Source organism: Haloterrigena gelatinilytica (assembly GCF_013342145.1).
Classification (GTDB): Archaea; Halobacteriota; Halobacteria; order Halobacteriales; family Natrialbaceae; genus Haloterrigena; species Haloterrigena gelatinilytica.
Genome location: NZ_JABUQZ010000001.1, coordinates 3,104,873 through 3,126,835 on the forward strand (window position 1 = coordinate 3,104,873; position 21,963 = coordinate 3,126,835).

A 21,963-nucleotide genomic window follows, 5' to 3' on the forward strand; every position below is an offset into this window, starting at 1 on the left:
CGATCAGGACTGTGCGAGGTCCTCGAACGCCGCCGCGGACGTCCGCGTCCCCTTCGAGATGAGGACGTCCCCGCCCTGTAGTTCGGCGTCGGCGTCGGTGACCAACAGCCAGCCCTCGCCGGGCCGCCGAATCGCGATCACCGACATGGTCGACTCGACGTTCGGAACGCCGCCGGTCACGGCGATGCCGTCGAGGTCGCTGCCGGGCTCGACCTCGACGCGCGTGATGATCTCGTCGCTTTCCTGAACCGCCAGCTGAACGACCGGGTGGACGTCGATATCCCGGAGCACGCCCTCGCTGATGTCGATCGCCGCGTCGCTGATGGCCTCCGTGCTGGTTCCCAGGCGGATCAGGCCGCGCAACACGACGGGGTCGTCCGCGTCCGCGGCCGCCCGAAGCGTCCAGGCCTCGAACCGCGACTGCATGGCGTCGACCTCGACCTCGAGATTGCGCACCTCCTCGGCCAGTTCGGCGCTGTCGAACAGCACGCTGCTGTAAGCCAGGTCGACCGCCAGCTCCGAGAGGTTCTTCATGTGGATGATGGTGTCGACCGCCCGCTCGAGGTCGGGAATGCCGGGGTCGTCGACCGACGGCGACTCGTAGACGTCGCCGGTCAGCTCCTCGCAGACGTCGCCGATCGACGGGTCCGGACCGCGAAGCAGCGCGACGTCATCGCTCTTGACGGTCGTGTTCGGACCGGGGTTGAGCAGCCACTCGTCTCCCCGGCGCAGGGCGATGACGCGGACGCCCGTCTCGGACTCGAGGTCGATGTCCTGGAGGGTGCGATCCGCGTAGACGGAGTCGGGATCGACGACGCCCCGGACCAGCGTCTCCGCCGCTTCGGGCAGCGCCGCGCGCATGGCCTCGGGCAGCCCCATCTCCTCCAAGACGATCTTGGCGATGTCGCCGGCCGCGTCGCTGATCTCGTCCGCGGCGGCGACGATCCCGAGGACGGGGGCTAACTCCTCCGCGTCGGCCGGCTTGCGGACGGCCATCATGAGGCTCATCCGCGCCCGGAGCTTGAGCACGTCCATCCGCTCTTCCAAGCGGAGCACTTCCCGCGCGAGGTCGGCGTTGCGGTGGAGGACCGCCGAGTACGAGAGGTCGATGAGCAGCTCCGCCGTGTCCTTCATCTCGACGAGCACGTCCTTGACGCTGACCGGCTCGTACTCGATCGATACCGACGACGTTTCCCCCTCGAGCGGGTCCATAGCACGAACTCGGTTACGCGGCGAAAAAAGCGTTTCCCGAGGTGACCGTCCGCGAGTGAAACGAGCGGTTCTCCGCCGGAACGGCGACGCCCGTGACGGCGGCCTTTTTAGCGCAGATTTTTGCGCCGAGAGATAGCTCCTTCGCGAGCTATCCGAGGCGTAAAAAGGTACTTCGACACGGTTTTGGCGGGGCACAGAGAACCCACGGGCAATGATCGATCGGACCTATCTGCGCGAGAACCCCGAGGAGGTACGCGAGGCCCTCGACGACCGCGGCGCCGACGTCGACCTCGACGGGATCCTCGAGATCGACGAGCGCTGGCGCGAGCTGAAGGCCAAGGGCGACGAACTCCGCCACGAGCGCAACCAGATCACCCAGCAGATCGGGGAGCTGGTCGCCGAAGGGAAAGACGAGGAACGCGAGGAAGCGATCGAGCAGTCGAAGGAACTCAAGTCGGAGATCGAGGACGTCGAGACCGAAGCCGACGAGCTCAAGGACGAACTCGACGAGCGGCTGCTCGAGGTGCCCCAGATTCCCCACGAGAGCGTCCCGAAAGGGATCGACGAGCGCCACAACGTCGAGGACCGGCGCTGGGGCTTCGACGACCTGCGCGACGTCCCCGACGACGTCGTCCCACACTACGATCTCGGCGAGGAGATGGACATCATCGACGAACAACGCGGCGCGAAGACGACCGGCGGCGGCTTCTACTTCCTCAAGGGCGACGGCGCCCGCCTTGAGCACGCGCTGATCCAGTTTATGCTCGACGTCCACCGCGAGCAGGACTACGTCGATATCTTCCCGCCGGTGCCGATCAACAGCGAGTCGATGCAAGGGACCGGGCAGTTGCCGAAGTTCGCCGACGACGCCTACCGGCTGGGGGGCAGCAACGAGGAGGAGTACGAGGACGACGATCTCTGGCTCTGTCCCACCGCGGAGGTGCCGGTCACCAACATGTACGCCGACGAGATCCTCCTGCAGGACGACCTTCCGCTCAAACACCAGGCCTACACGCCGAACTTCCGGCGCGAGGCCGGCGAGCACGGGACCGAGACTCGCGGCATCGTCCGCGTCCATCAGTTCAACAAGGTCGAACTCGTCAACTTCGTCGAACCCGAGGAGAGCTACGACCGCCTCGAGGAACTGCTCGGCGAGGCGGAGGAAGTCCTCCAGCGACTCGGCCTTCCCTACCGCGTGCTCGAGCTCTGTACCGGCGATCTCGGGTTCAAGGCCGCAAAACAGATCGACCTCGAGGTCTGGGCCCCCGCCGACGACATGGACGACGGCCCCGAGGAGGGCGGCCGCTGGCTCGAGGTCTCGACGGCCTCGAACTTCGAGGACTTCCAGGCCCGGCGGGCCGGCCTGCGCTACCGCCCCGAGCGCCACGAGTCGGCGGAGTACCTCCATACGCTGAACGCCTCGGGCGTCGCGATTCCGCGCGTGATGGTGGCCATCCTCGAGTACTACCAGAACGACGACGGCACCGTGACGATTCCCGAGCCGCTGCGGCCGTACATGGGCGGTAAAGAAGTCATCGAGGGCCACGAGAAGGTCGGCGAGAGCGCGCTCGGTGCCGGCGAGCGGGAGTAACGGCGTCGTCCAATCCGCTGGACTCGTCTTAAACTGCCGTCTTGCTCCGAGCGACGATTCGGTGTCACATAACTGGCTCGGTGTGGCAATAAATAGCGTTGTTCGGGAGCAGATAGCTTGAGACTGACCGTAGTAACGCGAAAAATAGCGTACTGAGTCCGGAATGTTCCTCAACCGTCGATCAGGATTCCATCGGATTTTCGTTCTCTGAAATATCGACGTAGTTTTTCACTGAACTGAGGTTAACTGCGTCCCCATCGCCGCCGTAATGGTACTCTAGGATCGAGTGAGCGGTACACTGCGTGAGCAGAGGAGTGGGATCGGGATACCATTCCAACTGCGAACCCCAATCAGTCCCGTCACACGCGGTATCGGGGACATCGTCCGAGAGGTAGGACGTGTATCCGGTAGCCATGATCGTCGGATCACCATTCCGCGGATCCCCCATCTGATGATCCAAAGGCCACTCATCGTCGTGAAGCGTCTGACCGTGGATCATTTCGTGAATCACGAAATTATACCCGTGGTCGTATCTGGTGGCAATTGAACCGCCGGTATGGTTCGTGTTAACGAACAGAACCGAGCCGCCTGAGTCGTAGAGCTGGTGTCGATCGTCATAGCGACCGGCAGGGCGATCGGAATTCGTCGTGACGATTATGTTGATCTTGCCCGGACTCGTATCTATTATCGAGAGGTCTTCCCGAATTGGATCGAAGTCGCTGAAGTCACTTGTACCCGAATCAGGAACGGGATCGACGTCCGAACCAGAGGTGTCGATGTAGTCATTAATTGAGTAGTCGTCGACGTACGCGCACCACGTGTTCATCCATTCCAAGTAGTCGTCCACACCGTCTCGAACGCCGTCCACGAAACGACTGTCGTGCGAATCCGTCCCGTCACTTCGAAGCGTTACATCAATATCCTCGTGATCGGAGGAACCATTATCGGCAGTGGCGAGTCCGCTGAAAGCGACCGAACCGGTGGCTGCCACACTGGCGCCTTTCAGGAATTTTCTGCGTTCCATTGCGTTGCAGGCAACAACAATTCTAACGATAAAATTTTGTGTAGAAGAATAAAATTAAATGATGTAAATAAAACATAATACTAAATACACTGAGGAGTGATTAGCGGCAGACATTATTAAATCGGAGCGAGATTACAGCAAGAGTGACGATTGGCCAGAGAAGCAACCGATTTGGCCATTTCGTATTCGGTCGAATACGGCAGTGGCAAAAAGGAATTTCGGGACCGCGAGTCGACCTTACAGGTAGTCGATGCTCGGCGGCAGCTCGAGCTTCATGCCCTTGCGCTCGCGGATCTCCATGATCTTGTCGCGCTGGAGGGAGTCGGACATGACCTCGAAGCCGGCGTTCTCGGTGTTCCAGGAGGCACGACCCTCGGTCGCGGAGCGGATGTCGGACGCGAAGCCGATCATCTCGCCGACGGGCGCGATACCCTCGACGACCATGAGGTCCCCTTCCTGGTACATGTCGTCGACGCGGCCACGACGACCCTGGATCTCGCCGGAAGCGGCGCCCATGTGGTCGTTGGGCACGTCGATGCGGACGTCCTGCATCGGCTCGAGCATCTTGATCTTCCCGTCGATCAGGGCCTTATGGACGGCCTCGCGGGTCGCCGGGATGACCTGTGCCGGACCGCGGTGGATGGTGTCCTCGTGGAGCCGGGCGTCGTGGAGGCGGATGAGCGTCCCCTGGACCGGCTCGTTGGCCAGCGGACCGTTGTCGAGGGCCTCCTCGAGACCCTCGACGACGAGTTCCATCGTCTCGTTCAGGTGCTGGATACCCTTCGTGTCGTCGATGAGGATGTTCGTCCCGTGGATGTGCTCGACGTTCTGGGACGTGTCCTTGTCCATGCCGGCTTCCTGCAGGGCCTCGCGGCGTTCCTGCTCGGGCATGTCCATCGAGGCCTCGCCGAGCTTGATGGTGTCGACGAGTTCGTCCGTCATCGGCTCGATGGAGATGTAGAAGCGGTTGTGGCGGTTCGGCGAGATGCCCTCGACCTCGTCGCTGGGGTTCTGGGGCTGCTCGCGGTAGACGACGATCGGCTCACCGGTGTTGACCGGAATGCCCTGGTTCTTCTCGATACGCTGGGTGATGACCTCGAGGTGGAGCTCACCCTGTCCGGAGATCAGGTGTTCGCCGGTGTCCTCGTTGATGTTGATCTGGATCGTCGGGTCCTCCTTGGAGACCTGTCGAAGCGTCTCGATCAGCTTCGGCAGGTCGTCCATGTTCTGGGCCTCGACGGACTTCGTAATGACCGGCTCGGAGATGTGCTCGATCGACTCGAACGGCGTCATCTCGACGCTCGAGACGGTCGAGCCGGCGATGGCGTCCTTGAGCCCGGTGACGGCGGCGATGTTCCCCGCCGGAACCTCTTCGACTTCCTCGCGCTCGCCACCCATGTAGATGCCGACGGACTGGACGCGGTTCTTGCCCGCCGTCCCGGAGACGTACAGCTCCTGGCCCTTCTCGAGGGAGCCCGAGAAGACGCGGCCGGAGGCGATCTCGCCGGCGTGGGGGTCCATCGAGATGTCGGTGACCATGAAGACGACCTCGCCGTCCTCGTTGACGAGGCGCATCTGCTCGGCGAGTTCGGACTCGTCGTCGCCGCGCCAGATGCGCGGGATACGACGCGGCTGCGCGTCGACCGGGTTCGGGAAGTGCTCACAGACCATGTCGAGCACGACGTCCGACAGCGGCGTCCGCTCGTGGAGCTCCTGGCGCTTGTCGTTGCGCTCGAGTTCCATGATCTCGCCGAAGTCCATCCCGGTGCGCTGCATCGAGGGCATCGAAACGCCCCACTTGTAGAGCGCGGATCCGAACCCGACGGTGCCGTCCTCGACGGAGACGGTCCAGTCGTCGATGTCGTCCATGTCCTGGGTCATCCCGCGGATGAGCTCGTTGACGTCGTGGATGACCGACAGCAGACGCTGCTGCATCTCTTCGGGACCCTCCTGCAGTTCGGAGATCAGGCGGTCGACCTTGTTGATGAACAGGGTCGGCTTGACGCCCTCGCGAAGGGCCTGTCGCAGCACCGTCTCGGTCTGGGGCATGGCCCCTTCGACGGCGTCGACGACGACCAGCGCACCGTCGACGGCGCGCATCGCGCGGGTGACGTCGCCACCGAAGTCGACGTGGCCCGGCGTGTCGATGAGGTTGATGAGGTGGTTGGTCCCCTCGTACTCGTGGGTCATCGAAACGTTCGCCGCGTCGATGGTGATCCCGCGTTCCTGCTCGTCTTCCTCCGTGTCCATCGCGAGCTGTTCGCCGGCAGTCTCGTCGGAGATCATGCCTGCACCCGCGAGGAGGTTGTCAGAAAGCGTCGTTTTCCCGTGGTCGACGTGAGCGGCGATGGCGATGTTCCGGATGTTCTCCGGTTCGTCCATCAACCGTTCACACTCTTGGACGATCTTCTTGCGTCGGCCCATATACCCCCCATTACCGCCAGCGGGGTCAAAAGGGTAGTGTTTCGTCGCCGCCGGAATTCGTCGCGTTTCCCGGTTCCAACGGTGGAATATCCAATTTGAGTGAGTGAATCCCTCGCATAATTTGGTCGCCGTCGACCGGCCCGTCTACCGCCGAACCCCTCGTTCTACGCAACGATCGTCAGCGAACCGTCTGATCCCGCCTACTCGTCCCCGCGAACCTGCCCGATTCCAAACCGGTTCGGGGCCGCAGCCGCGCGCTGCGTGGCACGCCAGGGTCGTCCGCCGCACGCGAACGCACAAAAGAGTCAAATCCTTCGACCCCTTGCTATCCGTACACATGAATATACGCGTACAGGGACCGGGACCGACTTCTCCATTCCTCAGCGCCCGCGACCTCTTCGAGACCGAGCACGACCTCTCGCTGCCGGTCGACGTCCGGCTCCGGGACGACCCCGACGAACGCACCTGGGCCGGTCACTACGACGATCGCCACGTTCTGAACATCTCGAGACAGGCCGCCTCGAGCGCCATGGCCCGCGAACTGGCCCTCCACGAGTTCGCCCACATGGCCCGACACGAACAGAAACACCCCTCGCACACCCAGTCGACCGAGGAAGTGCTCTTCCTCGCGCTGGCCGGCAAGAGCGTCGAGCGGCGGAAGCTCTCCCACTGTTACCAGATCGCCAATCACATGAAAGACATCTACGCCGACGACATCACGCTCGCGGTCGGCCCCGGCGAGAAACTCCTCTCCTTTCTCGAGTCGAGCCTCGCGATGGCCGTCGCCGACCGTCCCGAAACTCCGTCGCGGCCCGGTTTCGAGCGCCTCTCGGCGAGTTCGGATCCCGAGATCACGGCCGTCAACGCCGCGTTCGCGCTGGCGCTGGCCGAACGCCACGACTTAGTCGCCGACGACCACCGGCTGTACGACCTCGCACACGCCGCCGCGATGGACGCCCCCGACGTCGATTTCGAGGGCTTCAAACGCCGCTTTCGGGAACTCGCCCGCGACCCGGATCCGAGTACCTACCGCCAGGTTCTCGTCGATGCCACTCGCTCGTACGTCAGTAGCCCGGAGTCGCGAGCGGACGGTCCGGCGGCGGACTGACCGACACCGACGCCCCGGCCGTAAAACCGGTAGCCGGTAGGGAGGCCGGTTCGGGCCGATTCCTCGCACGTCCAGCTTCGCTTCAACCCGAACATTTAATGTTTGATCCCGCTAACGGTCTAACATATATTGATGTTTTCGCGCAAGGGCTGGGGTAGCGGGTCCGGGGACGAGCAGTTCACGGCGGAGCTATCGCAGCTGAAACGCCGGGGAGCGAGCGTGCTCGTTGTCGGAGCCGTCCGAACGGAACAGCGCCAGGAGGTCAGTCGACGCCTGCTGGGGCAGACAACGTCCCAGCCGCGCCGACGCGTCCTCGTCTCGACGACCGGCGAAAGCCACACCATGTCTCACCTCGCCGACGGCGACGACGCCGAGTCAGCGACGACCGCACTCGTCAACTACGAGACGCAGTCTCGGGGTGCTGCCGCCGCTAATAACGACTCGCAGTCGATGGAATCCGTCTCCGTGCAGTCCGACGACTCCCCGACGACCGCCGCCACGCTCGCCGACCTCGGGATCGCCGTCTCCGACGCCATCGAGGAGTTCGAACGCGACGCCACCAGCCTCGCACCGGGTGAGCTCCGCATCGCCGTCGACTCGCTCGTTCCGCTCCTCGAGGAGTACGGCGCCGAACGCGTCTTCAAATTCGCTCACCTGACCAACGGCCGCACCCGAGACGCCGACGGCATGATCCACTATCATCTCCCGCTGGACCGCGACTCCGACGTCGTTTCGGTCCTGACGCCGGTGTTCGATATCGTCATCGAACTCCGCGATCGAAACGGCCTCTTCCAGGAACGTTGGACGATCAACGACGGCGACTACAGCTCCGGCTGGCTCTCGATCGGACAGTCGTAACGCCTATCGACCGCTCGAGCGTCACGTCCATTATCTCCCGGACGATCAGCCATAGTCCCCCTCTCACTTGCCGATGCTATGAAACCGAAATTCGAACCCCTCGACGACGGCCTCGAAATTATCGATCCGATCGAACGTCACCGGTATCGGCTGACGACTCACGAGCGAGTAGACCCGGTGCCGATAAGCACTGATGAGATTCCGTTTCCAGTTGATTCGACTGCTGAGATTTCGACTGAAACGATAACGCTCCCGTCAAGCGACCTTCTTTATATTCGGGATCAGGATGGGTTGATGATCACCGAAGTTCAGCCGGACGAACAAGCTTCATTACCGGAAGATCAGTATATCATAGACTTGTCCGGGCCTATGAAGATATACGCGTACGTCGATTCGACAGTTAATGTTTATTCAGACAGCGAGCACACCTACATTTCCTTTGACGATTTAACGGCGGTTACTATCGGAGCGAGATCTTTCCATACGAGACCCGCAGAAACAATCGTAACAACGTCTGATCCGAGCGACGTAATGCGTGCAGTCACAGCGTTCGGGTCCGCCCTGAAGACGACAACCCCAGAGCGATCGTACCCGACGCTACGAGGCCATCCACCAAAAATCGAAATTGGAGAGGAGTTCAAAGCCCCTCACCGGTTAGAAGACCGTAATCCAACTGTTCGGATCGAAATACCGCCGACACTACGCCATATATTCGTTATCTCCTCACTCGCGTACTATCTTGGCGCGGAGGTTATCCCTGGAAAGAGAGCACGAATCCTCACTGACGATGGTAAGTCACATCCATTAGATGACAAAAATTTCGAGGAAAGCGTTGAACGAGTGCTTAAGAAGCTGTTCTTTTTAGATTGTATTGTCCGAACAGAAGGCTCAACGCCGTTACCGCTATACGAACGACAGAAAGTCGAACAGAAACTGGACTTCGATATCGCACACGTATATAGTCAGCCACTTTCTCAACAACTTAAGACCTATCTCGAAGTGCCATTTGAAACGATAGAGTCATGTCTTCCGGAGTGGAGATTGAGCGTTCATATTGAACCCACCACAGAAATTATTGAATTTCTTCCCTTCATCGCTAATGACCTTGCAATAGTCAAAATACAAAATGAAGACGAGCGATTAACGCCCTCATCAAAAGGACAGAGTGAAGCGATCGAAGAATTCGTACGGGGTGGTGTCGATCAGCCGTCGGTTAAGATTCGAAGCTCAGAGACTCATAGTGGGGGTGAATGGCAATCATCGACACCGACGGTACGCCAGACGTGGAAACTAGGCGGAAATTCTGCCGTTAAAAGCACGACACCGCTCTCTGCATACCAGAATAATATCGGTCGGAGTCCGCGGGAGGACCCAATTGAAATTAAAGTTGTTTGTAATGATCCGAGTATGCGTGAGGAATTGGAGAACGTCAATGGTGTCTACGGTACTCGCAAGGAGCTACCATTCGATGTTACTATTTACTACGATCTATCAATAGAAGACCTTGAATTTATATTAGCAAGTAAAAGTGATTTTCTCCACTATATTGGTCATATCGATGGAGACGGATTCCAGTGCTCCGACGGTAAATTAGACGGTGCATCGATCGACTCTGTAGGAATGAAGGCGTTCCTACTTAATGCGTGTCAATCATACGAACAGGGATTACACTTAGTCAACTCCGGAAGTATCGGCGGAATAGTCACCTTTGATGAAATCGTTAATACCGGTGCAGTTAGTGTCGGTAGTATAATTGCACGACTCTTGAATCGAGGCTACCCCCTTCACGCTGCGTTAGATGTTGCACGACACAAAAACGTGATCGGCAACCAATACCGGCTCGTTGGAAACGGGAAGACGACAATAACTCAATCAAAAACGGGAGGCCCTACCGTATGTTCAATAGACCGGTCGAAAAAAGAAACTCGTGTTACTATAAACACGTATACGACTTCGTGGGCAGGGAACGGGAGTATCTTCACACCCCACATAAATTCGGTAGACAAATATTACTTGAGTCCGAGAGAAACAGATCAAATTACAGTATCTGATGGGGAATTAGCGGACTATCTTGCTAGAGAGCAAATACCAGTTATAACTAAGACTGGCGTTCGATGGAGCAAAAATCTCGCTGAAGAGTTATTCTAGCGTCTACGGCCCGTGGTAGAATCCGCTAGAGGCGGCAGCGGAACCTGCTTGTGAAATCGCTAGCATGATGGTGAACAAAACGCCGATCATTCGTGGGTGGTTCTTCAGGTACTGGGTTAGGTCGTCCATGGTACACCTTAGACATATCCGCCTGGTACCATAAATTTATTTTAATATATCAGATGAATAAATAATAGTGTTATTGATTAACATATCTGTTGGAAAATACCTAAGAGTTGACTATAACTACGAAAGCGCTACTAAGGCTAAAAGAGGTTACTCGAGCAACTGTCGAAGAGCCTGATCGAACTCATCGCTCGAGAGTTTGTCGCGAATCGCGGCTGCCCGTGCACGGGAGTTATAGAGTTCAGAAACGACGGACTGGTACCGGTCGCCGACGTCGAGTCCAGATTGAAGTTCGCTCTCGAGCAGCGCTCGTTCGGTCGAAAGACGGAAGAACTCGTCCATCGCCGTCTCGTAGGCTTGCTGGAGAAGCAGGCGTTCGATCGTCGACTGTAAGACTTCATCCGAGAGGGGCCGAACGAGGAGTTCGTCTGCACCGCGATCGACGGGGTCGTCGGTGGGAACGTCGTCAGCAAGCGCGAGTATCTGGGTGTTCGGAGCCCGTTGACGAAACGCATCGAGAACGCCACGCGCGTCCGGGGTCTCGAGTTCCCAATCGAGAATGAGAAGATCGTAGCTCTCGTCGATCTGATCGAGGATCGACCGATCGAAGTCGGCCTGTCGAACCGTTGCCGCGATTCGTGCCTGATCGGTACCCAGATCGGGAAGGGAAAGGGTAGGATGGACGACGAACAGTCGAGAGGTAGATTTCAGCAACACAGTACCTACCAATACTGGGAGGGCAGATACTATTAAATGTGATTAGGTACGAACGTGGACTCCGAGTACGTACTCGAATATATGAGTTAACAACCAGTGAAATATATAGAACAGCCGTAACTTATACTGTATCTAGTCGATATCCAATTCGATACGGAAGATGGCGAGTTTCCGAGCATCTTTCACCAAACTTCACGACCGATGAAACCGAGATTCAAAGCAGTTGAAAAAGGATTGGAAATTATCGACCCAATCGAGCGAAAACGCTATCCACTAGAGACAACGACACCGGCCACACCGGCAGTTGGTAATGCAGATCGGATACCGTTTCCGGTGGACTCAACGATAGAGATCAGAACGAGCAGAGTGACGCTTCCGGAGAATCCATATATCTACGTTCGTGGCCCTGATGGGACACTGTGTGCCGAAGTCGGTCCGGGAGAGAACATCACTCTTCCAGAAGAAGAATATATTCTCGATCTATCCGGTCCGCTGAAGGTTTATGCACACGTCAACGATCCCGTTCAGATTTGTGTAGGAAAAGCGAGAGCAGAAGTTGCTTTTGAAAAGCCCGCTCGAGTAACACTTAGCGCACGGTCCTTTCACCGCCGCCCAGGTGAGACAGTGACAACGACTGATGATCCGGCCGATATAATGCGGGTACTCTCAACGTTCGGAGCGACGTTGAAGACAACGACATCGGGACGTTCGTATCCGACGCTCCGTGGCCATCCACCGGCAATCGAACTAGCCGACGAGGTATCCATTCCGGATACCCTAAATCAGCCTCAGACCGGGATCAGAATCGAAATCCCGCCGACGCTCGATCATATCTTTGCTATTACGGCCTTAGCGTATTATCTCGGAGCAGAAGTCGTTCCAGGGTCGACACCACGACTGACAACGGAAACGGGATATTCTTACTCACTCGATGGTCGAGATGACTTCGAAACGACGGTTGAGCGGGTTCTCAGACAGATTTTCTTCCTCGACTGCATCGTACAAACTGAAGGAGAAACGCCAAGTTCACTGTACGAGCGACAGGCAGTCGAACCACTACTCGAGTTCGATATCGAAGAGGTATACGAGCAATCGATGGTCGAACAGCTCGAAACGTATCTCGAGGTCCCCTTCGAGCGGATAGAACCACAGGTTCCACCGTGGTATTCCGAGATTCGTCTCGAGCCGACGGATGATCATATCGAGTTTCTCCCCTTCATTGCGAACGACCTCGCAAGTGTTAACGTTAGAAATACTGCGAGTGATCCGACAGAGCCGCTACAGGAACGACGGCGAACGACTACAGAACCGACGCGGGTAACTGAATCCCGGATCACCAACTTAGGCCCCACAGATTCCGAAACGGATGCGGAATCTCTTCCATCTAGTCCAGTACTTCAGCAATGCTGGAAAAACCACGATGGTAGTACTACCGTAAGCACGAAACCGCTATCGGCCTCTCGAAATAGCATCACGCGAACGCCGCGAGAGGAACCGCTCCGGATCGAAGTTATCTGTAACGATCCGAGTATGAACGATGAACTCGTAACCGTCCACAGTACGTATCAGGATTCCACCGTCCCGTTTGACGTTACTGTTCACCACGACCTTTCGAAGCGGGAACTACGAGAAGTCTTCACGAAAGAGAGCGGCTTTCTTCACTACATCGGCCACATCGATTCGGATGGCTTCCGGTGTTCGGATGGAACGCTGGATGCCGCGGATCTCGAGTCCGTCGGTACGAAGACGTTCTTTCTTAACGCCTGTCGGTCGTACGAACAGGGACTCCATCTCATCGAGGCGGGGAGTATTGGTGGAATCGTAACGCTCGTCGAGATCACAAATCAGACCGCAGTCAGTACCGGAAATACAATCGCACAGTTATTGAATAGCGGGGTACCGCTCTATGCAGCACTAAAACTACTCCAGCAGACGACGGACAACGATCAGCAGTATCACCTCCTTGGCGATGAGGGACTCGCGATCACCCAGCTAGAGACGAGCCCACCGCTCTCCGTTGAGATAACGAGGACCGAATCGAACTACGAAGTGACCGTAATAGTGTATAAGAACTCGAGAATGAAACCTGGCTCCGTCTATACACCGTACCTCTCGGGTGTGGACTCGTATTATCTCGTTCCCGGTGAGATGTCATTTCAGCACGTCTCGAGAGCGGACCTCATCGAGTTCCTCAACACGGAAGAGTTCCCCGTGCTCCTCGAGGGAGAACTCCGCTGGAGTACGCAGATCAAGACCGGCGAACTGTAACCGGCCGTCTCGAGTCCTGCCGCTGGACGGTCGGAGAGAATCGAAAAGAAACGAGTCGGCGATCGCTTAGCGTGCAGCCGCTGCGACGCGCTCTTTCTCTTCTTTCTGGCTGACTGCGTAGGTCTGGACGTCGTAGTTGGCCGCGCCGACGAGCTGGTTGGCGATAGCCTCTTCGACGGGCGTGGGCGTCTTGAACGAGTCGTTGTAGACGCCTTCCGCGAGGAACTTCAGGGCCTGGTCGACGCGACGCTGGGGTGCGACGTCGACGGCTTTGGGGACCGAGATGCCACCGTACTTCAGGCGGACGGTCTCCTCGCGCGGAGCCGCGTTCTCGACGGCGGTCACGAGCACCTGAACGGGGTTCTCGTCGGCACGCTCGTCGATGAGCTCGAACGCGTCGCGGACGTGGTTGAGCGTCTTCTGTTTCTTGCCCGTGTTCTCCTCGGTCTGCATGAGACGGTTGATGAACCGCTCGACGATGGAGATCTGGGACTTCTTGAACTGCTTGCTGGCGTGACGGCCGGCGGTGTGTGCGACCGGCGTCACCGTGATGTAGCGTTCGGTCGAGGGATCCTCGTAGGCGATCTCGTCGATCTCCCAGGTGCCGAACAGCTTCGCACCGACGTCGGCTCCGCCCGCGGGGGCGTCGGGGTCTGGTTGGTCTTCTGCCGCCATGGTTATCGCACCGGTTTCTCCGCGTTTCCGCGAACGAGTTCCTTCAGTGCGACGCCGTTGACCTTGTCGACCTTGTAGTTGACGCCGGAGAGGTCGCCCATCGCACGACCCTTCGCCCCGCCGATCCCGGCGATGGTGACTTCGTCGTGTTCGTCGATGAACGAGATTGCGCCGTCACCGGGACAGAACGCGGTGACCTGTTTGCCGTTCTTGATCAGCTGCACTCGGACGCACTTTCGGATCGCCGAGTTGGGCTGTTTCGCTTCGATACCGACTTTTTCGAGGACGATACCGCGGCCCTGCGGAGCACCCTCGAGCGGGTCGGACTTCTCGCGGAGGCCTCGTGCGCGGCGCGCGTAGTCAGAGTCGGACCACCGCTGGTTCTGGCGGTCCTTCTTGAGTTTGCGCGCGGCGTATTTGCCGTTTGCCATGGGCGTCGCTATCCGACGAAGGCACTTAAGCGACCCGTTTCGAATCGGCGTTACGGCACGAGAGCCCTCAATCGGGGTCGACGAAGGACTCTGAGAGCGTTTCACCACCGCGCAATAGTTCTCGAGCCGTCCGTACCGATACGACGCGCTAGCGCCTCCGAACGAGTGTTCGAACGGAGGTAACCGGATTTGACCCAGCATCGAGTCCGTACGGAGTGTCGAAGGGACGATGACTCGATAGACGATTATAGCGAACTCGGTTGGCGGCGGTTATCGATCGCCGACCGTTTCGGTTCGAGGATGACGAATTAGGGGCCATTGAACATTCACGAATTCCTAGGAGTTATTAGTCTGGTGGGTGCATTCTGCATACGGTATGACTGCAATTAATACAGTGTTCATCACTGCCTCGTGGTTCAAGCGACTCATCGGTTCGTCCGACGGGGAAGTTCAATCGGGTGATAAGATACCGAAAGTAGACGATCGCATGGGGTTCGATGGAGCGCTCGAGGACTCGGAAGTGATCGGTCGAAGTCCCCTCTCGTATATCGCTGCAGGCGAATCGGTCTCGTCGTTCGTGGGGAAACAGATCGCCAATAAACTCGCCGAGTACGGACTCGAGGACATCGAGCCCGACGAGTGGTATCCGCTCGAAATCCCACTCGCCATGCTGTACGATATGAACGAAGAGTACGGTGACGTCAGAATGCGGAATATGGGACAGAACGTCCCCCAACACGTCGAATTCCCACCGGAGCTTTCCGAGGTCGATAACGCGCTACGAGCGATCGATACGGCGTATCACCAGAACCACCGTGGCAGCGAAATCGGTTCCTACGAGTTCCAGCAGGAGGGGGAGAGCGCGGGCGTGATGACCTGTGAGAACCCCTACCCGTGTGAATTCGATAAGGGACTCATCAGGGGCGTCGCGAAGAAGTTCGCAAACAATCCCGTCGAAGTCGAGGAAATCGGCGAGCAGTGTCGGTCAGACGGCGGGCAGCGCTGTGAGTATCGCGTCGAGTGGCTCTGAGTAGAAAGCGACTATCGTGACTAGCGTCAAAGACCGGCGAAACGTGTTCTAAACCGGGGAGCTACCCGGTTCAGTACGGATACTCTCGCGGCTCGCGCTGGATCGAGATCCACTTCAACGTCGTCAAGGTTTCCAGTATCCACTCGTCGTTGTATCGGCCGAGTCCCGATGCGCCAACGCCACCGAACGCGACGTGCGGTTCGTCGTTCAGCGGCTGGTCGTTGATGTGGACCATCCCCGTCTCCATCGCGTCGGCCACGTCGCGCGCCCGGGCCACGTCCGTCGAGTGAACCGATCCCGACAGGCCGTACTCGGTGTCGTTGGCGATCCGGATCGCCTCCTCGTCGCTCTCGAAGGGGATGACCGGCGCGATCGGTCCGAAGTGTTCGTTACAGGCGATCGGCATATCGCCGGTGACGTCCGACAGCACCGTCGGCTCGACGAACAGGCCGTCGTGGTCGCCGCCGGTCTCGACCGTCGCGCCGCGCGCCACCGATTCCTCGACGAACCCGACGATCTTGTCGCGCTGGCTCTCGTTAATGACCGGTCCGACGAGGGTCCCCTCCTCGAGCGGATTACCGATGGGAAGCTGCTCGGCGCGATCGGCCAGCCCCGCCACGTACTCGTCGTACAGGGATTCGTGGACTAGATGGCGATTGATCGAGATGCACTCCTGACCCTGGTGGGTGAACGACCCGAACGCGCCGGCGTCGACCGCACGCTCGAGGTCGGCGTCTTCGAGCACGATGTGCGCGTTGTTTCCGCCCAGTTCGAGTGCGGGCTCCGTGTACGAGCCGACGGCACGCTGGCCGACGCCGCGTCCGACTTCCGAGGAGCCGGTAAACGACATCACCGACGGAACCGAATGTCCCGAGAAGTGGTCCCCGATCTCGTGGCCGTATCCGGGGACGACATTCAGGATCCCGTCCGGGAGGCCCGCCTCTTCGAACGCCTTCGCGAGCACGAGCCCGCCCGTCAATGGGGTGTTCTCGTCCGGTTTCAACACCACACTGTTGCCCAGCGCGATTGCGGGTGCGACGACTCGGCTAGTGAGGTACAGCGGGAAGTTCCACGGTGTAATGACGCCGACGACGCCGGCCGGTTCGCGCACGAGCAGGTTCTCCTTGCCGGGCGTAACCGAATCCTTGCGTCGGCCGCCGTCGCGCATCGCTAGCCCGGCGCCGACGTCCATCGTGCCCTGTGCGAGTTGGATCTCGAAATCGGCCTTCAGCTGGACGCCGCCACACTCGACCGCGAACAGCGTCGCGAGGTCGTCGGCGTACTCACCCAGCAGTTCGCAGGCCGCGGACACGATCGCGGCCCGCTCTTGAGGCGGTCGCTCCGCCCACTCCGCCTGTGCCTCCTCCGCGGTCGCGTACGCCTCGTCGACGTCGTCCTCGGTCCCTGAGGGGACCCTCGTCACTGTCGTTCGCGTCGCGGGATTTTCGACGTCGATCAGCTCCCGATCGCCGGCGGGAACCCACTCCCCGTCGAGATACAGAGCGTTCCACCCGTTTTCCGGCGCGATCTCGAGTTCGTCCACGTCTCTCCCCCTGGCGGCTGAGTTGCTCGGTGCCGTCATACGAACCTCCCTACCGATGGGATCTTTTTATTTATTTGGATGTGAAATTCTCTATCGCTAACGTTCCCTCGCCGCTCTCAGAGATCGATTGGGAAGAGACACACTCTTCTCGTGGGGAGGTGCTAACACAGTCCCTTAGCGACTGAGTTCGTGTGGTACGCGCCGCGTGTGGAGAATTGAGAAACCAAGAGGGCGTCGAAAGACGGTTAAATGAGCTGTACGTCGTCGATCCCGAAGTGACGCCGTGCGAGCGTCCGCGCGGCCTCGATCGTCTGCCCGTTCGAACCGATGGCGACGCCGCGGTCCTCGTCGGCGACCTCGACGTAGGCGACGGTGTCGTCGTTTTCGCTGATCGTGACGTTGTACACCGCCGCCGGCGAGAGCGCGTTGGCGACGAACGCCTCCGGATCGTCGGCGTCTTCGACGAGTCTGACGGGTTTCCCGACGCGCTCCTCGTACTGCCTGACGGTCCGCCCACCGGGACCGATCGCCTCGCTCATCCGGCCGCTCGAGACGACGACGATCAGTCGTTCGTCGGCGTCGGCGTCGGCCGTCGGCGCGTCGGTGACCAGACAGTCCTGGCCGCTGACGTCGGTGACGTCCTCGAAGGCGGCCAGGTACTGACGGGCGTCGTCGTCGAGGGTGACGCCCATCGATCAGTCGGCCTGACTGCCGCTGGATTTCGTCGACCCCATCCGGAGGTCGACGTCGCCGGTGCCGAGCTTGATCGGTTTCCCGACGATGACGTTCTCCGTGACGCCGTCGAGTTCGTCGGTTTCGCCGTGGATCGCGGCGTTGAGCAGGTGGTTGACCGTGACCTCGAAAGCCGCGCGGGCGAGCACGGATTCCTTCGATCCCGAGATACCGTGGCGGCCGATCGACTCGATCTCGCCGCGGTTGGTCATCATGTCCGCGACCAGCATGAGGTGCCGGACGTTCACGTCGTCGAGCCCCTGCTCGGCGAGCGTGTTGTTCGTCTCCTCGATGATCGCTTCGCGGGCGGCCTCGATGCCGAGGTTGCGGTGGATCTCGTGGATGTTGTTACACGTCGTTCGCGAGGCGTCGACGCCCTCGATCTCCAGGACGTCGCCGAAGGCGGATCCCTCGGTGTAGAGGACGAACTGCTCGCCCTCCTCGAGTTCCTCGCGGCGAATGACGACGCGGGAGATCTCTTCGATCCCCTTGAACGTGATATCGCGCAGTTCCTCGACCAGCTGGAGCAGATCCCGGTAGGACGGCTCCTCGGGGCCGAACTGGATCTCGGTCCCCTGTTGGACCGTGCTCACGCCGAGGTTGTCCTCGATGATTTCGGCGACTTCTTCGGGCGTGATCATCCGCTCGCGGAGCGTGTCCTCGTTGAGCGAGATCTGGACGCGCATGTCCGCGACGTTGGTCGAGACGTCACCGAGCGCGAGGATCTTGGTGGCCTCGATGTTCCAGACGACCTCGTGGGCCTTCTCGCGTTCGGCGGCGTACTCGTCCTCTAAGTAGACGGTCATCATCGGCGTGTCCGGGGTCTTCCGGGCGTCGACCAGCTCGATCAGCCGCGGCAGCCCCTGGGTCACGTCGATCTCCGCGACTCCCGCGTAGTGGAACGTGTTCATCGTCAGCTGCGTCCCGGGCTCTCCGATCGACTGGGCCGAGACGGTCCCGACGGGGTCGAGCGGATCGACGCGGGTGTCGAGGTAGCGGGACTCGACGGCCCTCGCGAGCTCGTCGGCGTCCTGGACGGTGGCGTCGCCGCGGTCCTCGAGGGTCTCGTAGACCTCGTCCTTGAGCCGGCGGGGGAGGTCGGTGTCCTCGACGACCGCGATCATGTCGTCGGTGACGTCGTAGTCGACGTTAGTCATCGGAGGTCACCTCCGAGCCCTCGACCAGGCGATTGTCCGCGTGCTCCGAGAGGTTCGTCAGCTCGGAGCTCGTGCTGAGGAACTCGTTTTTGGCCGCCTCGGACTCGAACTCGGTGTCGAGGACGCGGTCGGCGATCTGGGCGACGTCGATGTCGTTGTCGTCGCCCGACGATACCTTCACCGGACTGGTGCCGTCCTCGCCGAACTCGAACTGGATGATGGTGTCGCTGGAGTCCCGGACGGTGCCGTCGTACTGGGTTTCCAGCTCGTGGAGGGCGTTGATCAGCCGGCGCTGCAGGTAACCGGACTTCGAGGTTCGGACTGCGGTGTCGACCAGGCCCTCGCGGCCGCCCATCGCGTGGAAGAAGAACTCACGCGGGGTCAGGCCGCTGGTGTAGGAGTTCTCGACGAAGCCGTGGGCCTCCGCCGAGAGGTCGTTTTGCTCGTAGTGGCTGAGGGTCCGATCCTCGTAGCCGCGGTTGATGCGTTCGCCCCGAACCGCCTGCTGACCGACGGCGCCGGCCATCTGGGTCAGGTTGAGCATCGACCCACGCGCACCGGAGTTGGCCATGACGACGGCGGGGTTCTCATCGTCGAAGTGCTCGTCTGCGATGTTCCCCGCGTTGTCACGCGCACGCGAGAGCGTCTGCATGATCTTCATCTCGAGGGTCTCGTCGATCGTCCGGCCGGGGAGACTCTCGAGTTCGTTGTTCTCGTAGGCCTCGATGAGCTCCTCGACGCGGTCGTTGGCGTCCTCGATGGTCTCGTCGATGCGGGACTGGGCCTCCTCCGGGATCGTTTCGTCGTCGATCCCGATCGAGAACCCGAAGTGCATGATCGCGCGCATCGCCAGCGTCGAGACCTCGTTGATGAAGATCCGGGCGCGGGTGTTGCCGTAGACCTTCGTGATCGTGTCGACGATCTCGCCGCCGAACTCGCCGACCTCGTCCTCGGCGATGGTACCCTCGATCAGCTGGCCGTCCTCGATGACGACCGGTTCGCCGACGGTGCCCGTGAACTCGAGGTCCAGATCGTCGGGCAGCAGTTCGGAGAAGACGTCGTAGCCGGTCCAGAACGGCTCGCCCTCGTCGTCGATGCCGCTGGGTTCGGGCAGTTCGTCGATCCGGGTCGCACGCAGCAGGTCCAGCGCCTGCGTCTCGTTGAATCGAGGGTTGTCGGCGGTCAGCAGGTACATCCCGGAGATGTGGTCCTGAATGGCGCCGATGATGTTCTCGCCGAAGCGCGGCGAGAGGATCTGTTCCTGCACGCGCATGAGCACGCGAGCCTCGGCGCGGGCCTCCTCGTTCTGGAGGGCGTGCATGTTCATCTCGTCGCCGTCGAAGTCGGCGTTGTACGGGGGACAGACGACGGTGTTCAGCCGGAAGGTCTTGTACGGCATGACCACGACCTCGTGGGCCATGATCGACATCCGGTGGAGCGACGGCTGGCGGTTGAAGATGACGATGTCGCCGTCGATGAGGTGGCGGTTGACCTCCCAGCCGGCCTCGACCTTCTCGGCGAGCTGCTCGCAGTTCTTCTCGGTCACCTTCAGCCGGCGGCCGTCCGGTCGGCGGACGTAGTTCGCGCCGGGGTGGCCTTCGGGGCCGTTCGAGACGAACCGGCGGGCCTCATCGAGGTTCCGCTCGGTGACGTTCATCGTCTGGGTCATCTCCTTGGCGACCCGGTCCGGAACGCCGACCTCGTTCAGGCTCAGGGTCGGGTCAGGCGAGATGACGGTACGAGCCGAGAAGTTCACGCGCTTCCCGGACAGGGAGCCGCGGAAGCGACCCTCCTTGCCCTTCAGGCGCTGGGAGAGAGTCTTGAGCGGCCGGCCGGAGCGGTGGCGGGCCGGCGGCGTGCCCGAAATCTCGTTGTCCATGAAGGTGGTGACGTGGTACTGGAGCAGCTCCCAGAGGTCCTCGATGATCAGCTGGGGCGCGCCGGCCTCGCGGTTCTCCATGAACCGCTGGTTGATCCGGATGATGTCGACCAGCTTGTGGGTCAGGTCGTCCTCGGAGCGCTGGCCGTTGTCGAGCGTGATCGACGGCCGCGCGGTGACCGGCGGAACGGGCAGCACCGTCAGGATCATCCACTCCGGTCGGGACTTCGCGGGATCGATCCCGAGTACCTTGATGTCCTCGTCCGGGATGTTCTCGAACCAGTCCCGGATGTCGCTTGGCATCAGCTTGTTCGTGTCCTCCTCGGTGAGGTCGATGTCCAGGGCCTTCTCGATGGCCTTGCGCTGGCTCTCGCGAGGACGGAACGAGCCGGATAGGATCTCGTTGATCCGGGTGAGGTCGATATCGGTCTGCTCGGCGAGTTCGTCGGGCGACATCCGCTCCGCGTCCTCGCCCTCTCCCTGCATCGCGGCCGCGATCTCCTGGGAGTACTCGCTGGTCAGGACCTGCTGGACCTCGTAGTAGGTGGTCGGCTTCTCGTGGTCGATGTCGTACTGAATTTCGCCACAGAACGGACAGCGATCCTTCTTGCGAGCCTGCCGGATCGCGGCCTTGGTGACGTCGTTTAGGTCTCGGCCGAGCTTGCGCGACTCCGTGATATCCTCGCGGAACTCGTCGCGCTCGTCCTCGGTGAGCAGGAGCTTCGAACACTCCCGACAGGTCCCCCGCAGGAGCCGGCGGATGAGCTTCGTGAAGCCGACGTGGATGACCGGCGCGGCCAGTTCGATGTGTCCGAAGTGGCCGTTACACGATCCCGAGTGTTTGCCGCAGGTCTTGCACTCGAGGCCGGGGTCGATGACGCCGAGTCGGGGGTCCATCAGCCCCATGTCGATGGGGAACCCGTCGTCGTCGTAGGTGTCGGCGGTGATGATCTTCGTCGCGCTCATCTCCCGATACTCCTCGGGCTGCATGAGCCCGAAGGAGAGTTGTCCGATGTCTTTGGGTGTACTGTTTTGCATTG

The 21,963-nt window shown here is 60.2% G+C and carries 17 protein-coding genes; 6 read left to right on the top strand and 11 right to left on the bottom strand.

Translation table 11 applies throughout. The features are described from left to right. Positions 1–3: 3 nt before the first annotated feature. The gene (locus HTZ84_RS15490) at positions 4–1,212 is read right to left on the bottom strand and encodes a potassium channel family protein (RefSeq protein ID WP_174681506.1); all 1,209 of its coding nucleotides are present in this window, start codon (positions 1,210–1,212) and stop codon (positions 4–6) included. Between the two features lie 211 nt (positions 1,213–1,423). On the opposite strand from HTZ84_RS15490, the gene serS reads away from it, so the two are divergent. Continuing rightward, positions 1,424–2,803, top strand: a complete 1,380-nt coding sequence (gene serS / locus HTZ84_RS15495; protein ID WP_174681507.1) for a serine--tRNA ligase — start codon at positions 1,424–1,426, stop codon at positions 2,801–2,803. Positions 2,804–2,984: 181 nt separating this feature from the next. On the opposite strand, the gene HTZ84_RS15500 is transcribed toward serS, so the two are convergent. Together HTZ84_RS15500 and HTZ84_RS15505 are read right to left on the bottom strand one after the other, a co-directional pair. After that, positions 2,985–3,827, bottom strand: a complete 843-nt coding sequence (locus tag HTZ84_RS15500; RefSeq protein ID WP_174681508.1) for a hypothetical protein — start codon at positions 3,825–3,827, stop codon at positions 2,985–2,987. A 237-nt stretch (positions 3,828–4,064) separates the two neighbouring features. Beyond that, complete coding sequence (locus tag HTZ84_RS15505) at positions 4,065–6,251, bottom strand: elongation factor EF-2 (RefSeq protein WP_174681509.1); 2,187 nt, start codon at positions 6,249–6,251, stop codon at positions 4,065–4,067. Positions 6,252–6,588: 337 nt separating this feature from the next. On the opposite strand from HTZ84_RS15505, the gene HTZ84_RS15510 reads away from it, so the two are divergent. The 3 genes from HTZ84_RS15510 to HTZ84_RS15520 all read left to right on the top strand — a co-directional run bounded on the left by HTZ84_RS15510 (position 6,589) and on the right by HTZ84_RS15520 (position 10,365). Further along, positions 6,589–7,359, top strand: a complete 771-nt coding sequence (locus HTZ84_RS15510; protein ID WP_174681510.1) for a DUF5781 family protein — start codon at positions 6,589–6,591, stop codon at positions 7,357–7,359. 132 nt (positions 7,360–7,491) lie between these two features. Then, entirely contained in the window at positions 7,492–8,217 is a 726-nt protein-coding gene (locus tag HTZ84_RS15515; RefSeq protein WP_174681511.1) for a DUF7504 family protein, read from the top strand. A gap of 78 nt (positions 8,218–8,295) precedes the next feature. Further along, positions 8,296–10,365, top strand: a complete 2,070-nt coding sequence (locus tag HTZ84_RS15520) for a hypothetical protein (RefSeq protein WP_174681512.1) — start codon at positions 8,296–8,298, stop codon at positions 10,363–10,365. 3 nt (positions 10,366–10,368) lie between these two features. On the opposite strand, the gene HTZ84_RS23290 is transcribed toward HTZ84_RS15520, so the two are convergent. Further along, positions 10,369–10,494 (bottom strand): DUF7503 family protein, encoded by a 126-nt coding sequence (locus HTZ84_RS23290; RefSeq protein ID WP_455429273.1) that lies wholly within the window; start codon positions 10,492–10,494, stop codon positions 10,369–10,371. A 147-nt stretch (positions 10,495–10,641) separates the two neighbouring features. Continuing rightward, on the bottom strand, positions 10,642–11,208 hold the full coding sequence (locus HTZ84_RS15525; protein WP_174681513.1) for a response regulator transcription factor: 567 nt from the start codon (positions 11,206–11,208) through the stop codon (positions 10,642–10,644). A 201-nt stretch (positions 11,209–11,409) separates the two neighbouring features. On the opposite strand from HTZ84_RS15525, the gene HTZ84_RS22910 reads away from it, so the two are divergent. Beyond that, entirely contained in the window at positions 11,410–13,476 is a 2,067-nt protein-coding gene (locus HTZ84_RS22910; protein WP_254611765.1) for a hypothetical protein, read from the top strand. A 66-nt stretch (positions 13,477–13,542) separates the two neighbouring features. Here the strand turns inward: HTZ84_RS22910 and HTZ84_RS15535 are convergent, their stop codons facing one another. After that, positions 13,543–14,151, bottom strand: a complete 609-nt coding sequence (locus HTZ84_RS15535; protein WP_174681514.1) for a 30S ribosomal protein S7 — start codon at positions 14,149–14,151, stop codon at positions 13,543–13,545. 2 nt (positions 14,152–14,153) lie between these two features. Next, on the bottom strand, positions 14,154–14,582 hold the full coding sequence (locus HTZ84_RS15540) for a 30S ribosomal protein S12 (RefSeq protein ID WP_005580585.1): 429 nt from the start codon (positions 14,580–14,582) through the stop codon (positions 14,154–14,156). A gap of 376 nt (positions 14,583–14,958) precedes the next feature. Here HTZ84_RS15540 and HTZ84_RS15545 point away from each other — a divergent pair, with 376 nt between their 5' ends. After that, positions 14,959–15,612, top strand: a complete 654-nt coding sequence (locus HTZ84_RS15545; protein ID WP_174681515.1) for a V4R domain-containing protein — start codon at positions 14,959–14,961, stop codon at positions 15,610–15,612. A gap of 70 nt (positions 15,613–15,682) precedes the next feature. Here HTZ84_RS15545 and HTZ84_RS15550 read toward each other — a convergent pair whose 3' ends face one another. From HTZ84_RS15550 to HTZ84_RS15565, 4 genes are all read right to left on the bottom strand, one after another. Further along, positions 15,683–17,194: an aldehyde dehydrogenase family protein gene (locus HTZ84_RS15550; protein WP_174681516.1), complete on the bottom strand. Its 1,512-nt coding sequence runs from the start codon at positions 17,192–17,194 to the stop codon at positions 15,683–15,685. A gap of 206 nt (positions 17,195–17,400) precedes the next feature. Beyond that, positions 17,401–17,847 carry a NusA-like transcription termination signal-binding factor gene (locus HTZ84_RS15555; protein WP_174681517.1) on the bottom strand — a complete coding sequence of 149 codons (447 nt, stop codon included), beginning with the start codon at positions 17,845–17,847 and terminating at the stop codon, positions 17,401–17,403. A 3-nt stretch (positions 17,848–17,850) separates the two neighbouring features. After that, positions 17,851–19,044 carry a DNA-directed RNA polymerase subunit A'' gene (gene rpoA2, locus HTZ84_RS15560; protein ID WP_174681518.1) on the bottom strand — a complete coding sequence of 398 codons (1,194 nt, stop codon included), beginning with the start codon at positions 19,042–19,044 and terminating at the stop codon, positions 17,851–17,853. Beyond that, positions 19,037–21,961, bottom strand: a complete 2,925-nt coding sequence (locus HTZ84_RS15565; RefSeq protein WP_174681519.1) for a DNA-directed RNA polymerase subunit A' — start codon at positions 21,959–21,961, stop codon at positions 19,037–19,039. Before HTZ84_RS15565 ends, rpoA2 begins: the two co-directional genes overlap by 8 nt. Between the last annotated feature and the right edge of the window lie 2 nt (positions 21,962–21,963).